14 protein-coding genes are annotated in these 15,421 nt (G+C 52.5%); 9 read left to right on the plus strand and 5 right to left on the minus strand.

All coding sequences use genetic code 11. The annotated features are described in order from the left end of the window. Positions 1 to 7: 7 nt before the first annotated feature. The 3 genes from EHW56_RS09015 (at position 8) to EHW56_RS09025 (ending at position 1,731) form a co-directional block, all read left to right on the plus strand. Positions 8 to 787, plus strand: coding sequence for a class I SAM-dependent methyltransferase (locus tag EHW56_RS09015; protein ID WP_077606785.1), 780 nt, complete (start codon positions 8 to 10; stop codon positions 785 to 787). Continuing rightward, positions 788 to 1,063, plus strand: coding sequence for a hypothetical protein (locus EHW56_RS09020; protein ID WP_152797229.1), 276 nt, complete (start codon positions 788 to 790; stop codon positions 1,061 to 1,063). A 314-nt stretch (positions 1,064 to 1,377) separates the two neighbouring features. Then, positions 1,378 to 1,731 carry an Hpt domain-containing protein gene (locus EHW56_RS09025; RefSeq protein ID WP_052708052.1) on the plus strand — a complete coding sequence of 118 codons (354 nt, stop codon included), beginning with the start codon at positions 1,378 to 1,380 and terminating at the stop codon, positions 1,729 to 1,731. An 85-nt stretch (positions 1,732 to 1,816) separates the two neighbouring features. Here the strand turns inward: EHW56_RS09025 and gorA are convergent, their stop codons facing one another. Then, complete coding sequence (gene gorA, locus EHW56_RS09030) at positions 1,817 to 3,172, minus strand: glutathione-disulfide reductase (protein WP_046074583.1); 1,356 nt, start codon at positions 3,170 to 3,172, stop codon at positions 1,817 to 1,819. Between the two features lie 283 nt (positions 3,173 to 3,455). Here gorA and prlC point away from each other — a divergent pair, with 283 nt between their 5' ends. Further along, complete coding sequence (prlC, locus tag EHW56_RS09035; RefSeq protein WP_046074582.1) at positions 3,456 to 5,498, plus strand: oligopeptidase A; 2,043 nt, start codon at positions 3,456 to 3,458, stop codon at positions 5,496 to 5,498. Positions 5,499 to 5,566: 68 nt separating this feature from the next. On the opposite strand, the gene gppA is transcribed toward prlC, so the two are convergent. Further along, the gene (gppA, locus tag EHW56_RS09040) at positions 5,567 to 7,081 is read right to left on the minus strand and encodes a guanosine-5'-triphosphate,3'-diphosphate diphosphatase (RefSeq protein WP_152797227.1); all 1,515 of its coding nucleotides are present in this window, start codon (positions 7,079 to 7,081) and stop codon (positions 5,567 to 5,569) included. A gap of 30 nt (positions 7,082 to 7,111) precedes the next feature. Then, entirely contained in the window at positions 7,112 to 8,401 is a 1,290-nt protein-coding gene (gene rhlB / locus EHW56_RS09045) for an ATP-dependent RNA helicase RhlB (RefSeq protein ID WP_046074580.1), read from the minus strand. Positions 8,402 to 8,513: 112 nt separating this feature from the next. On the opposite strand from rhlB, the gene trxA reads away from it, so the two are divergent. From trxA to fre, 5 genes are all read left to right on the plus strand, one after another. Beyond that, positions 8,514 to 8,840 carry a thioredoxin TrxA gene (gene trxA / locus EHW56_RS09050; RefSeq protein WP_046074579.1) on the plus strand — a complete coding sequence of 109 codons (327 nt, stop codon included), beginning with the start codon at positions 8,514 to 8,516 and terminating at the stop codon, positions 8,838 to 8,840. A gap of 183 nt (positions 8,841 to 9,023) precedes the next feature. Then, positions 9,024 to 10,289, plus strand: a complete 1,266-nt coding sequence (rho, locus tag EHW56_RS09055) for a transcription termination factor Rho (RefSeq protein WP_077578169.1) — start codon at positions 9,024 to 9,026, stop codon at positions 10,287 to 10,289. A 136-nt stretch (positions 10,290 to 10,425) separates the two neighbouring features. Continuing rightward, on the plus strand, positions 10,426 to 11,442 hold the full coding sequence (locus tag EHW56_RS09060) for a hypothetical protein (RefSeq protein WP_152797225.1): 1,017 nt from the start codon (positions 10,426 to 10,428) through the stop codon (positions 11,440 to 11,442). Positions 11,443 to 11,516: 74 nt separating this feature from the next. Then, complete coding sequence (gene ubiD, locus EHW56_RS09065; RefSeq protein WP_046074577.1) at positions 11,517 to 12,986, plus strand: 4-hydroxy-3-polyprenylbenzoate decarboxylase; 1,470 nt, start codon at positions 11,517 to 11,519, stop codon at positions 12,984 to 12,986. 114 nt (positions 12,987 to 13,100) lie between these two features. Beyond that, positions 13,101 to 13,817, plus strand: a complete 717-nt coding sequence (gene fre / locus EHW56_RS09070) for an NAD(P)H-flavin reductase (RefSeq protein ID WP_046074576.1) — start codon at positions 13,101 to 13,103, stop codon at positions 13,815 to 13,817. An 85-nt stretch (positions 13,818 to 13,902) separates the two neighbouring features. On the opposite strand, the gene EHW56_RS09075 is transcribed toward fre, so the two are convergent. After that, on the minus strand, positions 13,903 to 14,787 hold the full coding sequence (locus tag EHW56_RS09075; protein ID WP_152797223.1) for a carboxylate/amino acid/amine transporter: 885 nt from the start codon (positions 14,785 to 14,787) through the stop codon (positions 13,903 to 13,905). A gap of 153 nt (positions 14,788 to 14,940) precedes the next feature. Continuing rightward, positions 14,941 to 15,366, minus strand: coding sequence for a universal stress protein (locus EHW56_RS09080; RefSeq protein ID WP_046074574.1), 426 nt, complete (start codon positions 15,364 to 15,366; stop codon positions 14,941 to 14,943). Between the last annotated feature and the right edge of the window lie 55 nt (positions 15,367 to 15,421).

The following is a 15,421-nucleotide window of genomic DNA, read 5'->3' on the forward strand; positions in this document are numbered from 1 at the left end:
AGCCAATGTGCAACTCAGTTTGATTTGCGACGCCCCTGACAAATCCGAGCAATTTGAGGGACTAAAAAGCAAGTGGTCACTTACACATACACCTGATTCGTCATTTGCGTTGATCATGACCACGACACGCCTTGAGCTGCGCAAACAGGATGAGCCTAAGTTAGGCGCTGTGTATGTCGACTTTGTTGGCGGTGCGGTCGGCCATCGGCGTAAGTTCGGTGGCGGCAAAGGGCAGGCAATCGCGAAGGCGGTGGGGCTCAACAAAGGCGTCACGCCACGGGTGTTGGATGCCACGGCTGGCTTGGGTCGTGATGCGTTCGTATTAGCATCCTTAGGTTGTCAGGTGCAAATGATTGAGCGGCATCCAGTGGTCGCCGCATTGCTCGACGATGGGCTACAGCGCGCCTATCAAGACAGTGAGATTGGTACATGGATGCAATCGCGCATGACACTGCTGCATGCCAGTAGTGAGCAAGCACTTACCGATATGGCGCAGACCCCTGGGCTACAACGACCTGATGTGGTCTATTTAGATCCTATGTATCCCCACAAGAAAAAAGCAGCCTTAGTGAAAAAAGAAATGCGTGTGTTTCAGGCTTTGGTGGGCGCTGACACGGACGCCGATGCCTTGTTAGCGCCTGCGTGCCAGCTCGCGCGTAGCCGCGTAGTGGTTAAGCGTCCAGATTATGCTGAGCCCTTGGCGGCAACGCCACCACACTCTAGTATTACCACCAAGAAGAACCGCTTTGACATGTATATCAACGCAGCGTTAAGTGCGGAGGCGTAAATGGCTAAGTCTTTGTGCAAATGGCGACGGGGTGAGGTTGAGGCCAACTTAAGTGCGCTCGCATCGATTACCACGCCACCGCGAGCGGCTTGCAGTAAGTGTGCGCGAGTCGCCAGTGAAAAAGGTTATCTCTGTCGCCCTATGCCTCTTGCCAGTGACGGGGATAAAAAAGCGCAAAAAGCCAAAAAAGCCAAGAATAAAGCGGACAAGAAAGACAAAAAGGGCAAAAAAGCGAACAAAGAAAAAAAGAAAGGCAAAAAAAGGAAGGAAAAATAAAGGCTCCATAGCGGACTAAGGAGCCTTGAAGGGCTTAGTCGAGGCCTTTTACCATCAGTACGGTCAGTAGTCCGGTGATCACTGAGACAATCAGGCCAGAAACGATTAGCCAAGGCAACATATCCATCATGTTCTGCACTCACTTCTTTGTTATGAATTGGGGGAAAAGCGAGCATGATTGAGCCTGAGTTTAGCGACATTCTCAATGTGCTAGACGTAGACAGTTAAGCTTAGTAACGATTAGAAACAAGGTGGCGACAAAGCCATCAATCCGCCCCCGTGGCACATAGGTCTATCAGTACAAAGGGTCCATCATGAGTGTCAATCAAGGAAAAGCCGATGTATCGGTTTGGGATAAAGAAGAAGCCTTAAGCCGGCTAATGGATAGCCCGGCGCTTCTTGATGAGGCTTGCAGTATATTTGTTGAAGAAAGTGAGCAACAACTGCCAAGCATGGAAAAGCAGCTTGCTAACGCCGACTACACCGCCTTGGCGCGCGAAGCGCACAAAATGAAAGGCAGCGCTGGCAATTTAGCGGCGCTCGAGCTGCATCAGCAAGCATTGACGCTCGAGCAAGCGGCAAAACAAGAGGCCGCCGACCAGGCCGCTGCTGCGTTAGCGGACATTAAAGAAGGCTTAGCACGATTTTGTGCGCAGCTCACCCACTAGCCGCCTGTCTCATCATGCTCGCGAGTGACCAATAAAAAACGCCGTGTTGAACACGGCGTTTTGATGTGAGCCCATTTCGCGCGGCTTAGCGCATGGTAACAAACTCTTCTGACCCGGTAGGGTGAATCGCGACCACACTATCAAAGTCCGCTTTGGTGGCGCCCATCTTCATCGCCACCGCAAAACCTTGAATCATTTCATCAACGGTAAAGCCAATACCGTGCAGACCGACCACTTTTTCTTCATCGCCTGCGCAAACCAGTTTCATCTTACAGGGTTGACGGTGCTGGGTGACGGCGGTGTACATGGCCGCAAAGCTGGAGGTATAGACTTTAATATTGTCATCGCCGTATTTGGCACGCGCCTCTGGTTCGCTCAAACCAATGGTGCCAATGGGTGGGTGACTGAATACCACGGTGGGAACCAAATCATAGTCCATTTTGGCATGCGTTTGGCCGTTAAACAGACGTTCTGAGAGCAGACGTCCAGCTTTGACGGCGACAGGCGTCAGCTCAATCCCGCCATCCATGATATCCCCGACACAGTGAATGTGTGGGACGCTGGTGGTCTGATAGGGGTCAACCTTGATGTAGCCATCGGCCGTGGTCTGCACGTCGGTGGCGCCGAGATTGATTTTATCGGTCGTCGGGTGACGGCCAATCGCCCAGATCAGGGTGTCCGTGTTGTGGGTGGTGCCGTTTTCAAAGGCCAGAGTCAGGCTACCATCACTTTCTTCAGTGACCGACACGGGGACATGTTGGGTGTGAAGAGTGGGGCCTTCTTTTTCCATTACCTCGACCAAGGTGTCGGTGACCATAGGGTCGAAGGTGCGTAATGGGCGGTCTTTACGCACAAATAAGTGGGTATCAGAGCCCAAGGCATGCAGTACGCCGGCGATTTCGACCGCAATGTAACCCGCACCGACCACGGCCACGCGTTTAGGTTGCTCGGGGAGGGCAAAGAAGCCATCGGAGTCAATCCCCAACTCTGCGCCTGGAATGTTCGGAATAGTGGGTGTGCCCCCCACGGCAATCAGAAAGTGATCGGCGGTGTAGTGCTCGCCATCCACTTCTACCGTGTTGTTATCGACAAAGCGGGCAAAACCACGAATGACATCGATATTGTTTTTACCCAGAACGTTGTCGTAAGCCTTATGAATGCGGCTAATGTAGGCTTCACGGTTATCCACTAAGGTCGACCAATTAAAGCCTTTCACGTCCACATCAAAGCCATAGTCTGATGCGTAAAGGTTAAGGGCTTCGGCAACTTGAGCGCCGTGCCACATGACTTTTTTAGGGACACAGCCTACGTTTACGCAGGTGCCACCAAGGTGCTTTGCTTCAATAAGGGCGACGTTAGCACCGTGCATCGCGGCACGGTTGGCTGAGGCAATACCGCCGCTGCCGCCACCGATACAGATGTAGTCGAAATGCTTCGCCATGTCTTTCTCCATCTTATAGGCACTGGGTGCCACTGGCATTGATATCGAGGTCAGCTTGTCGTGTTTGGCGTCGCTTGTAAAGCCACTATCTCTGACCCCTGAAGACATAGCATACCAAACCGACAGTGCGGCAGCAGTCTCAGAATCATTTTGTAACGCTCGCAATACACCCCGCTAAACGGGGAGGGATTGAAAAGCGTAGAGAGAGACGGCATATAAATAAGGTTACTTATCTGCCCGGGGCTCGCGATGCGAGCGCCTTATCAGCAAAAAGGAAGGCACTATGTCCAACCCGCTTCTTCAATTTGAGGATTTACCTCCGTTTTCCGCCATTAAGCCAGAGCATGTCAAACCAGCAGTGGAAGCCGCGATTGCTGACTGTCGCCAAGCGGTAGATGCCGCGGCGGCGACTGAGCAACCCAGCTGGGATTCGGTCAGTGTGCCTGTCACAGAGGCGGAAGATCGACTTGGCCGCATCTGGTCACCGGTGAGCCATATGAATGCGGTGGTCAATAGTCAGCCATTGCGTGAGGCGTATGAAAGCTGCCTGGCGTTACTGTCGGAATACTCCACCTGGCGTGGTCAGCACAAGGGGTTATACCAAGCATACAAAGCGATGAAAGACAGTGCTGAGTTTTCCGCCCTCGATGTGGCACAGCAAAAAGCGATTAACGATGCGCTGCAAGACTTTGAACTGTCCGGAATTGCCTTGCCAGCCGACCAGCAACACCGCTTTGGTGAGATTCAAAAGCGGTTGTCGGAGCTATCATCATCGTTTAGCAACAATGTGCTCGATGCCACCATGGGGTGGAGCAAGCTGATTAGCGATGAAAGTGACTTAGCGGGGTTACCCGAATCGGCGCGCAACGCGGCAAAAGCGCAAGCCGAGAGCAAGTCGCAACAAGGTTACTTATTTACCCTGGATATCCCTTCGTATCTGCCCGTCATGATGTACTGTGATAACCGAGCGCTGCGTCAGGAAATGTACGAAGCCTTTACCACGCGCGCCTCTGATCGCGGGCCGCAGGCGGGGCAGTGGGACAATACTGAGCTGATGAACGAGTCGCTGCGCCTCAAGCATGAGTTAGCACGTCTACTTGGCTTTAATCACTACAGTGAACTATCCCTCGCCACGAAAATGGCGGAAACCCCAGACCAGGTGATGGGCTTTTTGAATGATCTGGTCGATAAAGCGCGCCCACAAGGCGAGCGTGAATTCGCGGAAGTGAAAGCCTATGCCAAAGAAGAGTTTGGGGTTGATGCCCTCGAGCCTTGGGATATCCCTTATTACAGTGAAAAACTCAAGCAAGCACGCTACACCATCTCTGATGAAGCGCTTCGCCCTTACTTCCCTGAAGCACGTGTACTCTCCGGCTTGTTTGAAGTGATGCATCGTGTGTTTGGCATGACGATTACCGAGCGTAAAGGCATCGACACCTGGCATGAGAGCGTGCGCTTTTATGATATTCATGATAGCCAAGGCACCCTGCGCGGTAGCTTCTACCTTGACTTGTATGCGCGAGAAAACAAACGTGGCGGCGCATGGATGGATGAGTGTCGCGTTCGTCGTCGTCAAGCAGACGGTGAGCTACAAACGCCAGTGGCGTATTTAACCTGCAACTTTAACCCACCAGTGGGCGATGACCCTGCGCTGTTTACCCATGACGAAGTAGTGACCTTATTCCACGAATTTGGTCATGGCATTCACCATATGTTGACGCAAGTCGACGTAGCGGATGTGTCAGGGATCAATGGTGTGCCTTGGGATGCGGTTGAGCTGCCAAGCCAGTTTTTAGAGAACTGGTGCTGGGAGCAAGAGGCACTGAGCTTTATCTCGGGGCATTACCAAACGGGAGAAGCCTTACCGGAAGACATGCTAGAAAAAATGCTCGCCGCGAAGAACTTTAATTCGGCGATGGCGATGTTGCGCCAGCTTGAGTTCAGTTTATTCGACTTCCGTTTGTTCAGTGAGTTTGACCCAGAGGTCGGCCCGCGGATCATGGAAACACTCAGTGCGGTGCGTGAGCAGGTCTCTGTGGTTCCCGCGCCTGAGTGGAACCGTTTTCCGCACGCGTTTGGCCATATTTTTGCCGGTGGCTACAGTGCAGGCTACTACAGCTATAAATGGGCAGAAGTGCTATCGAGCGATGCTTACTCGCGCTTTGAAGAAGAAGGGATCTTTAACCGCGACACCGGCGAGGACTTCCTGAATCATATTCTCAGCCGTGGCGGCAGTGAGGCACCGAAAGATTTGTTTGTGCGCTTTAGAGGTCGCGAACCAAGCCCTGACGCCTTATTGCGTCATAGCGGGATCACCACCGCGTAGTGTCGCAGATCTTCAATAAAAAAAGCCCGCATCATCACTGGTGCGGGCTTTTTTATTCATCGCCGGTGTTAGATGCGAGTCTCGTCAGTGAGCACCACTAGGGGCAATCCAAGGCTTGATTGGCGCAAGGCCTCTTGCTCTAACTCGGCACGCAACAAGGGGCTGGCCTCGAGTAATGTGGTGTCCAAGTGGAGGGTAAGGGCATCCTCCTCGGCAGTGAGGGCTAGCATCGGTCGGACGCGACTGTCGCGTCGATGGCATAAGATCACCGCAATTCGCAGCAGGCGCAACAGACGATTGGCGCTGGTGGTAGACAGCGCGTGCTGGCCATCAATGAGCACCAGTTGCTCTCGATAGTAGCGGAGTAAGGTGGCGACTAATTGTTTCTGTGCTCGCGTAAAGCCGGGCAGATCGAGATGGGTGATCAAATACGCGGCATGATCACCATCTTGTTTAAAGCCAATGCTTAAACCAATTTCATGCACGCAGGCGGCGGCATGGAGCAAGCTTTGTGCTTCCGGCTCAGGTACCCAGGATGCCGGACATTGATTGAGCAGCTCCAAGGCGGTGTCGGCGACATTGATACCGTGTGCTTCATCCAGCTGATAGCGCGACTGGATGCTGGCAATGGTGCGGGCACGAATATCGCTATGGCGCATCGCGGTCATCATTTCATACACCAAGCCTTCTCGCAGCGCCCCACCCGCTAGAGTCATGCGTGTCACCTCTAAGCACTCGAAAATGGCGATCAGTATCGATAAGCCGCTTGGAAACACCAGCGCACGTTCTAACGTTAACCCCTCGATATCCAATGCGTCCATTTGCCCACAGGCGATGGCTTGATCGCGCAAACGAAGCAGTTTATCGAGTGTAATCACTTCATCCATGCCTTGGGTGACCATGATCTCTTGCAGTGCCTGCACGGTGCCGCTGGCACCTACGCAGCAGTCCCAACCGAGCGCACGATATTGCGCAATCAGCGGGGCTAACTCGGCTTTGGCGCCGGCAATCGCGGTATCAAACGCCGATTGATTGAGCACGCGATCGGCAAAATAGTCTTCTAAAAAGGTGACACAGCCCATATTGAGGCTTTGCAGTAAGGTAGGTTCAAATTGCTCGCCGATGATGAGCTCGGTGCTGGCACCACCGATGTCGACCACCAAGCGTTTGCCCGCTCCGCCAGAGGTATGCGCGACCCCTTGGTAGATGGTACGCGCCTCTTCTTCCCCCGAAATGATTTCAATCGGGTGGCCAAGCAGTTTGTTAGCTCGGGCTAAAAACGCATCCGCGTTGCTTGCGCGACGTAGAGCCGCCGTGGCGACGACACGGATATTGTCGGTGTTGAAATCTTGCAGGCGCTCGGCGAACAAGGCCAAGCAATCCCAGCCACGCTGCATGGCTTCGTCGCTTAGCTGTTGTTGATCGTCCATGCCTGCGGCGAGACGAACTTTTCGCTTAATTTTCGCGAGAGTTTGCACGCTGCCTGCCACTTGGCGCACCACCAGCATATGAAAGCTGTTGGAGCCTAAATCAATCGCGGCGTACAGCGACGGGGTCGATGTGGGATGTCCGTGACCACTCATGATGCGCTCTGACCTATGTGCCGTTAAACCTTATGCCGACTTTTGCGGACGGCGACGTTGGCGGTTACGGTTATTTCCGCCACCTTTGTTGTTGCTGCGACGCTGCGTATTGGGGCGCTTGGCCATTTTCTTCGGCGGCGGCAAATCTTTTAGCAGTGCACTGCGGTCAAATTCGCTGACTGGAATACTGTGTTCGATGTATTCTTCAATCGCGGGGAGATTGACGGCGTATTCTTCACACGCAAAGCTGATGGAGCTACCACTGGCGCCTGCACGCCCCGTTCGGCCAATGCGATGCACGTAGTCTTGTGCGTCGTCTGGGAGATCATAATTAAACACATGAGTCACCTGCGGAATATGCAGGCCGCGCGCCGCGACATCAGTCGCCACCAACAAATCCAGCTCACCATTAGTGAATTGTTCGAGGATTTTAACCCGTTTTTTCTGCGGCACGTCACCCGTAAGCAAGCCTACACGGTGGTTATCGGCGGCTAGATGCGCCCAAATCGATTCGCAGCGATGCTTAGTGTTGGCAAAAATAATCGCGCGTTCAGGCCAGTCTTCTTCGATCAAGGTTTGCAGCAGCGGCATTTTTTCCTTGTTCGATGGCTGGAACAATTCTTCTTTGATGCGATGGCCGGTAATTTGTTCGGGCTCGACCACCACATGCTCTGGGCTCGTCATGTGCTCGAAGGCTAGTTCTTGAACGCGATACGACAAGGTCGCCGAAAACAGCATGTTCAAGCGCTGATCGGGGGCGGGCATGCGGTTAAACAAAAAGCGGATATCTTTGATAAAACCGAGATCAAACATACGGTCGGCTTCATCGAGGACCACGGCTTGAATACCATGCAAATCAATCACTTTCTTTTTGTAAAAATCGATGATTCTACCACAGGTTCCGATTAAAATGTCGACACCCTGTTCAAGTGTTTGTTGCTGTTTGTCGTAGCCTTCGCCACCATAGGCAAGTCCTGCGCTGATCGACGTATTGGCTAATAGCGGCTCCGCATCATTATAGATCTGAATCGCTAATTCACGCGTAGGAGCTAATATGATGGCACGCGGTTGATTCTTTTTACGCGATGCAGGGGCATCGGTTGTAAGGAGGTGATGAAACGTCGCAGCCAGGAACGCCAGGGTTTTGCCTGTCCCCGTTTGCGCCTGTCCTGCAATGTCTTGGCCGGTGAGCAGGACCGGCAATGCCAAGGCTTGGATTGGGGTACATTGAGTAAACCCTTTGGCCTCCAAGCTCTTAAGAACATCGGCGTGCAAGCCGAGCTCGGCAAATTTCTGCTCTGTGATATGCGTCATTTTCATCCGGATAGAATATCAGCTTAGGCTTGCAATACGGAAGCGAATCCAGTCAAATAGTCCCATAATTTACTGGTCGCAATTTAGCCAGTAACAAAAACATGTATTGGAGTAGAAGATGAGCGACAAAATTATGCAGCTAACCGACGACAGCTTTGAAGCAGACGTTCTAAAAGCTGCAGGGCCTGTATTGGTAGATTTTTGGGCAGAATGGTGTGGACCTTGCAAAATGATCGCGCCAATCCTGGACGAAATCGCTGAAGAATACGCAGGTAAAGTCACCATCGGAAAACTGAACATTGACCAGAACGCAGGTACACCGCCTAAGTTCGGCATCCGTGGTATCCCAACGTTGCTGCTCTTTAAAGATGGCAACGTAGCAGCAACCAAGGTTGGTGCAGTGTCAAAAACTCAGTTGAAAGAGTTTCTTGACGCCAACCTCTAATGCTAAAGTAACCGTCGCTGCCTCTCAGCGGCGGTTGTTTTTCTGCTAACTAGACGATACCCCATTTAGGTGCTACCTTATTGCACGGAATTTGTACTTCTGTTCATCTCTCGAACATACCACTGGTCTCGACACGCTAACTAATTTCAGACCTCAACTTTGACAAACAAGACACTCACCACTATGAATCTTACCGAACTGAAGACTCAACCCGTCTCGACGCTGGTTGCGCTTGGCGAAAGCATGGGACTTGAAAACCTGGCTCGCTTGCGTAAACAGGACATCATTTTCTCGATCCTCAAACAGCACGCAAAAAGCGGTGAAGATATTTTCGGCAATGGCGTACTGGAAATTCTTCAAGACGGGTTTGGCTTCTTGCGCAGCGCAGACAGCTCGTATTTGGCCGGCCCGGACGACATTTATGTATCGCCAAGCCAAATTCGTCGCTTTAACCTGCGCACAGGCGATACCATCGCGGGTAAAATTCGGCCGCCAAAAGACGGCGAGCGCTACTTTGCGCTATTAAAAGTTAACCAAGTTAACAGTGACAAGCCAGACAATGCTCGCAGCAAAATCCTGTTTGAAAACTTGACCCCATTGCACGCCAGCGAGCGCATGGTGATGGAACGTGGGAATGGCTCCACCGAAGACATCACCGCCCGTGTACTCGACTTAGCCTCGCCGATTGGTAAAGGGCAACGTGGCTTGATTGTGGCACCGCCAAAAGCGGGTAAAACCATGCTGCTGCAAAACATTGCGCAAAGCATCGCGTTCAACCATCCGGATTGTGAACTGATGGTGCTCTTGATTGATGAGCGCCCAGAAGAAGTGACCGAGATGCAGCGCTTGGTGCAGGGTGAAGTGGTCGCGTCAACCTTTGACGAGCCAGCGAACCGTCACGTGCAAGTGGCTGAAATGGTTATCGAAAAAGCCAAACGCTTGGTGGAGCACAAAAAAGACGTGGTGATCTTGCTGGACTCGATTACCCGTTTGGCGCGTGCTTATAACACGGTTGTACCGTCGTCAGGCAAAGTATTGACCGGTGGTGTTGACGCCAACGCCTTGCACCGTCCTAAGCGTTTCTTTGGTGCGGCGCGTAATGTGGAAGAAGGTGGCAGCTTGACCATTATTGCCACTGCGCTGGTGGACACAGGCTCGAAGATGGACGAAGTGATTTACGAAGAGTTTAAAGGCACGGGTAATATGGAATTACACCTGTCGCGTAAGATTGCTGAAAAACGTGTTTTCCCTGCCATCGATTTCACCCGCTCTGGTACCCGTCGTGAAGAGTTGCTGACCAAGCCCGATGAACTACAAAAAATGTGGATCCTGCGCAAAATCGTCCACCCGATGGGCGAGCTGGAAGGCATGGAGTTCTTGATTGGTAAACTGGCGATGTCCAAAACCAACAATGAGTTCTTTGACGCCATGCGTCGGCAAAACTCGTAACTGATAACGCAATAATGTTAAGCACTGCGCATTCGCAGTGCTTTTTTATTGCCCCGTTGATACTGAGCTCGCACAATCATTGTCACCAAGGAAAGGTGACGCAGGACGCGTGACATCGAAGATAGGATTGCAACGGATGGCAAGACGTTTTCGCATCAAGTTATTAGGGATTGGCCTAGGTCTAGTGGGCCTTTTCTCGCTCTCTGTGTCGGCCAACGCGCCAGCGACAGAGGGCCAAATTGTGACTCAGCCTTTTATCGAGCAAGTGATAGATAAAGCGAGCACGATAGGTGCCATGCGGACTGCCTTTACCCTCCAAGCCAATGGCGAGATCAGCGCGCTTGAGTCGCACATCCGACAACTGCCGCCGCTCACCCGAGAAGCGACCTTATATCGGCTGCTTTCTTCGCCTCTGCGGCTTGATAACGACAAGTGGCGTGAGTACCTTGCTACTTTAAGTCAGCAGCAGCCGCACTTCTTATTGCGTCATCAACAAGATGGTTACTGGGTGACCACGCCAGCATTTCATTATGCCGCCGCGGCCCGCAAGCAGCTAAATCGCTATCGTCAGCAGCAATTAACCCAAGAGCTCGGCATGCTATTGAGCTATCGCCAATTAGTGATGGCCGAATGGATTGACCCCGATCAGCCCGACTATCGTCAACGCCGTGACGCCTTGGTGACCATGATTGCCGATTATGACGCCGATGGCTTAGCGTATTTGGCCGATCAGTACCTCAATGACCCGACCCTAATGTGGATGCCCGACAATGCTATTTTGGCGGCGTTGGCACAAGCCACTGAGCGTTCTGCGCTGTATGAGCGATTGTGGCGCCGAGGGACCGATCAGTATAGCCTTGCGGCCTTGCACGCGCTGCGTGAGCGGGGAACTGATCCCTTTGCACTGCGGCAAATGATGGCGGCGGCTGACAACCCCTCGCTGCGAGGACCTGCGATTCGACAACTGGCCAATTTGTCGCCGTTACCTGCACCCGTTGCCGACTTTTTGCTAACACAGCTGTCGTTGCGTCAAGGTAAAGAAGTGGCACAACTGCTGGTGGAAGCGGGCAAGGGGGATTGGTTGAGCGGATTACAAGACCAGCTCGGGCCGCTTGGTCAACAGCACATTGCATCTGCGTTACCGTCGCGCTAATGTCGAGCCTTTACCGATCCGGATACCGCTTAACTTGGTATCATAGAGGTGACCATTAACCCCTTGAGCCTGATATGAAACTTTCCGATTTGCGCGATTTTATTGACTATCTTGAAACCCAAGGCGAGCTAAAACGCATTAGCCAGCCGGTTGATCCCGATCTTGAGATGACCGAGATTTGCGACCGCACGTTACGAGCTGGTGGTCCCGCACTGTTGTTTGAAAATCCCGTGGGTTATGACATGCCGGTGCTGGCGAACCTGTTTGGTACCCCCAAGCGTGTTGCTTTGGGCATGGGGCGTCACGACGTCCTCGAGCTACGTGAAGTCGGCAAATTGCTTGCTTATCTCAAAGAGCCAGAGCCGCCCAAGGGCTTTCGTGATGCACTCGATAAACTGCCCGTTTTTCGCCAAGTGCTCAACATGCCGGCGAAAACCGTACGCCGCCCTCGTTGCCAAGAGGTGGTGCTGAGCGGCGATGAGGTCGACCTGGATACCATTCCGGTGATGCGCTGTTGGCCGGGTGATGTGGCACCCTTGCTTACCTGGGGACTGACAATCACGCGTGGCCCTAACAAAAAGCGGCAAAACCTGGGTATTTATCGCCAGCAAAAGATTGGCAAAAACAAAGTGATCATGCGTTGGTTGGCCCATCGCGGTGGTGCGTTAGATTTACATGATTGGATGCAAACCCATCCCAATGAACCTTTCCCAGTGACCGTGGCCTATGGTGCTGACCCTGCCACCATTCTAGGCGCGGTGACGCCCGTGCCGGATACCTTGTCCGAGTATGCGTTTGCCGGCTTATTACGGGGCAGTAAAACCGAAGTGGCCAAATGTATCAGCAACGACTTGGATGTACCGGCCAGTGCGGAAATTGTGATGGAAGGCTATATCGACCCTAATGAGTACGCGGATGAAGGGCCGTATGGCGATCATACCGGTTATTACAATGAGGTTGAGCGTCACCATGTGTTCACTGTGACGCATCTGACCATGCGCAAAAAACCGATTTATCACAGCACCTACACGGGGCGTCCACCGGATGAACCTGCCGTTTTAGGTGTGGCACTCAACGAGGTGTTTGTGCCGATTTTGCAAAAGCAGTTCCCAGAGATTGTCGATTTCTACCTACCGCCTGAAGGATGCTCGTATCGCATGGCGGTGGTAACCATGAAAAAACAATACCCCGGTCATGCCAAGCGGGTGATGATGGGGGTGTGGTCGTTCTTGCGCCAGTTTATGTACACCAAGTTTGTGATAGTGTGTGACGACGACGTCAACGCGCGTGATTGGAATGACGTGATCTGGGCAATAACCACGCGTATGGATCCGTCGCGCGATACCGTGATGGTGGATAATACTCCTATTGATTCGCTTGACTTTGCCTCTCCCGTGGTTGGGCTCGGCTCGAAAATGGGCCTCGATGCCACCAATAAATGGCAAGGGGAAACCGACCGTGAGTGGGGGACGCCTATTGCTAAAGATCCAGAGGTCGTCGCACGTGTCGACGCGATTTGGGATGAATTAGGGATCTTAGACTAATCCTATTGGAATGCGCTAGCATTCACCGTTAATGACACAAACACAGCCAAAGGCGGTAGTGATGCCGCCTCAAATAACCTCATCGGCTGTAGCAATAACAAACAGAGGAACAGAATGTCGATACTATGTGAAGTGACCGCCGTTGAGCCGTTGGCGTGTCACACCTACCGCATTATCCTAAAGCCGCAGCAGGCGGTGAGCTATCAGCCGGGGCAATACGTGATGGCGGTGATGGGTGAAAAAGATAAGCGCCCGTTTTCGCTGGCAAGCAGCCCATGTCGCGAAGCGGGTGCAGAGCTTGAGCTGCACGTTGGCGCGGCAGATGAAAACCCGTTTGCCTTAGAAGTGGTTGAAAAGGCCAAAGCCGCGTTAGAAAGTGGTCAAGCGGACTTTGAAATTACTGAGCCTGCCGGTGATGCTTGGCTACGTGAGAGCGAGCGTCCTTTGCTGCTGATTGCCGGTGGTACTGGTTTTTCTTACGTGCGCAGCATGGTCGATCACTGTATTAGCCAAGGTATACAGTCTCCGATCTTTATTTATTGGGGCGCCCGCACCCCTTGTCAGCTCTATGCGCATGATGAGCTGCAAGCACTGGCTGAGTCACACAGCAATATCACCTTTATGCCAGTGGTGGAGCAAGCCGAAGGCGAGTGGCGCGGCAAAGTGGGTAATGTATTGGAAGCGGTGATGGAAGATTTTGTCAGCCTCGGCGCTTATGACATCTACATCGCGGGCCGTTTTGAAATGGCGGGTGTGGCGCGTGACATGTTCTGCAAAGAGCGTGGCGTGAGCCGCGATCACCTTTACTCAGACGCGTTTGCCTTTATCTGATCGCGTCTTCTCTCTCGGATAAGTGAACAGGCAGGGATTTCCCTGCCTGTTTTGTGTTTGGGGGTGGCAGAGGCCGTGGGGCGGCCTACCGTGGGGCGGCACTCCGTTGCGCGGCAACGTGGCGTTTGACCCAGGTTTGGTTAAACCAAAGTGCAGCTAAAATCAACACTCCGCCACTGAGTAATGGCATGAGATCTGCCTCGCGATTCCAAATCAGTACATTGACCACAATGCCGGCTGGGATCAGGGCGTTGTTCATCACCGCGAGTGCCCCCGCATTAACCAGCGTCGCACCTTTATTCCAAAAGAAATACCCCAGTCCTGAGGCGATAGTGCCTAGATAAATCAATACACCCCACTGGGTGGGTGTCGTGGGCAGCTTGTTGCTGTTGCCCAGCAAGGCAAAAGCCAGCACACCCACCACTAAGGCGCCAAGATAAAACCAACCGAAGACCGCATGTTGGGGAAGGGGCGTTTGCTCTTTCTCAAGCAGGTATTTGTAACCAACTTGGCCAATCGCAAAGCACAGGTTGGCACCTTGCACCACCAAAAAGCCGATTAAAAAGTCAGGATTGACGGTCGCATAGCGGATCACCACGGCGCCAAGCACTGCAACCGCGGCAGTGACGAGATACCACGCGCTAAACTGGCGTTTTAAGGCATCGTAAATCAAGGTGACGTAAAGTGGGGTAAAGACGGTAAACAGCAGCACCTCTGGCACCGACAAAAATAAAAAGGATTGATAGAAAAAGCAGTACATAATGCCGAGTTGACATGCACCGACCAGCATCAATTTTGCGGCAAAGGCAGGGCGTACTTGGCGAGGGCGCAAAAAGGGCAAAAACACCAGTCCAGCCAATACAATGCGCATCAGCACAGAAAAATAACTGTCTACTTGGCCGGCGAGATACACGCCAATCAGGCTAAATGAAAAGGCCCACAGCAGTGTGACGCCGCTAAGATACCCCATGACTTCGGTTCCTTCGATAAAGTGGTAAAAAGGGCAGTGTACCGTTTCATCGCGGGGACGCAATCGGTTCATCTTGGTGCGGGTAGAAGATAAAGCGATGATGGCAGCAAGAAGGCGGAATCACCGCCTTCGCGGGGGAAGAAAGTGGTTCTGTTAGTCGCGGATAGGCACCATCAACAGATCCACCGGTGTTTTATTGAGTAACTGCTTGGTGGAGGAGAGCAACGAGCTCCAAAAGTCTTGGTGATGGCCGACCACGACCAGATCGATCCCCATATTTTGAATCGATTCAGTGATTTCTTCGGCAAGATCGCCACTGCTGACCAAGGTATGTGTCACTGGACTTTGCGCGTCACTGGCCAGTTGATTCAGCTTTTGCTGCGCTTCTTCAATCACACGGTTACGCGACTCGACCAAGTTAATGTCGATGAGCCCGGTGTAGAGCTCGGCGTAATTAACGTCGATATGGACTAAGGAAAGTTGGGCGTCGAGGGCACTGGCTAAGGCATCGGCTTTCTTGAGCAGGCGTTCACTGTCATCTGACAAATCGACAGCAACCAAAATATGCTTGTATGACATAGGGTTATCCTTTTTCTATCTGGCTGTCATCGCAGTTTAGCGAGCTTGCGTATAA

The sequence above is a fragment of the Salinivibrio sp. VGrn1 genome (genome assembly GCF_009377995.1).
GTDB classification, from domain to species: Bacteria; Pseudomonadota; Gammaproteobacteria; order Enterobacterales; family Vibrionaceae; genus Salinivibrio; species Salinivibrio siamensis.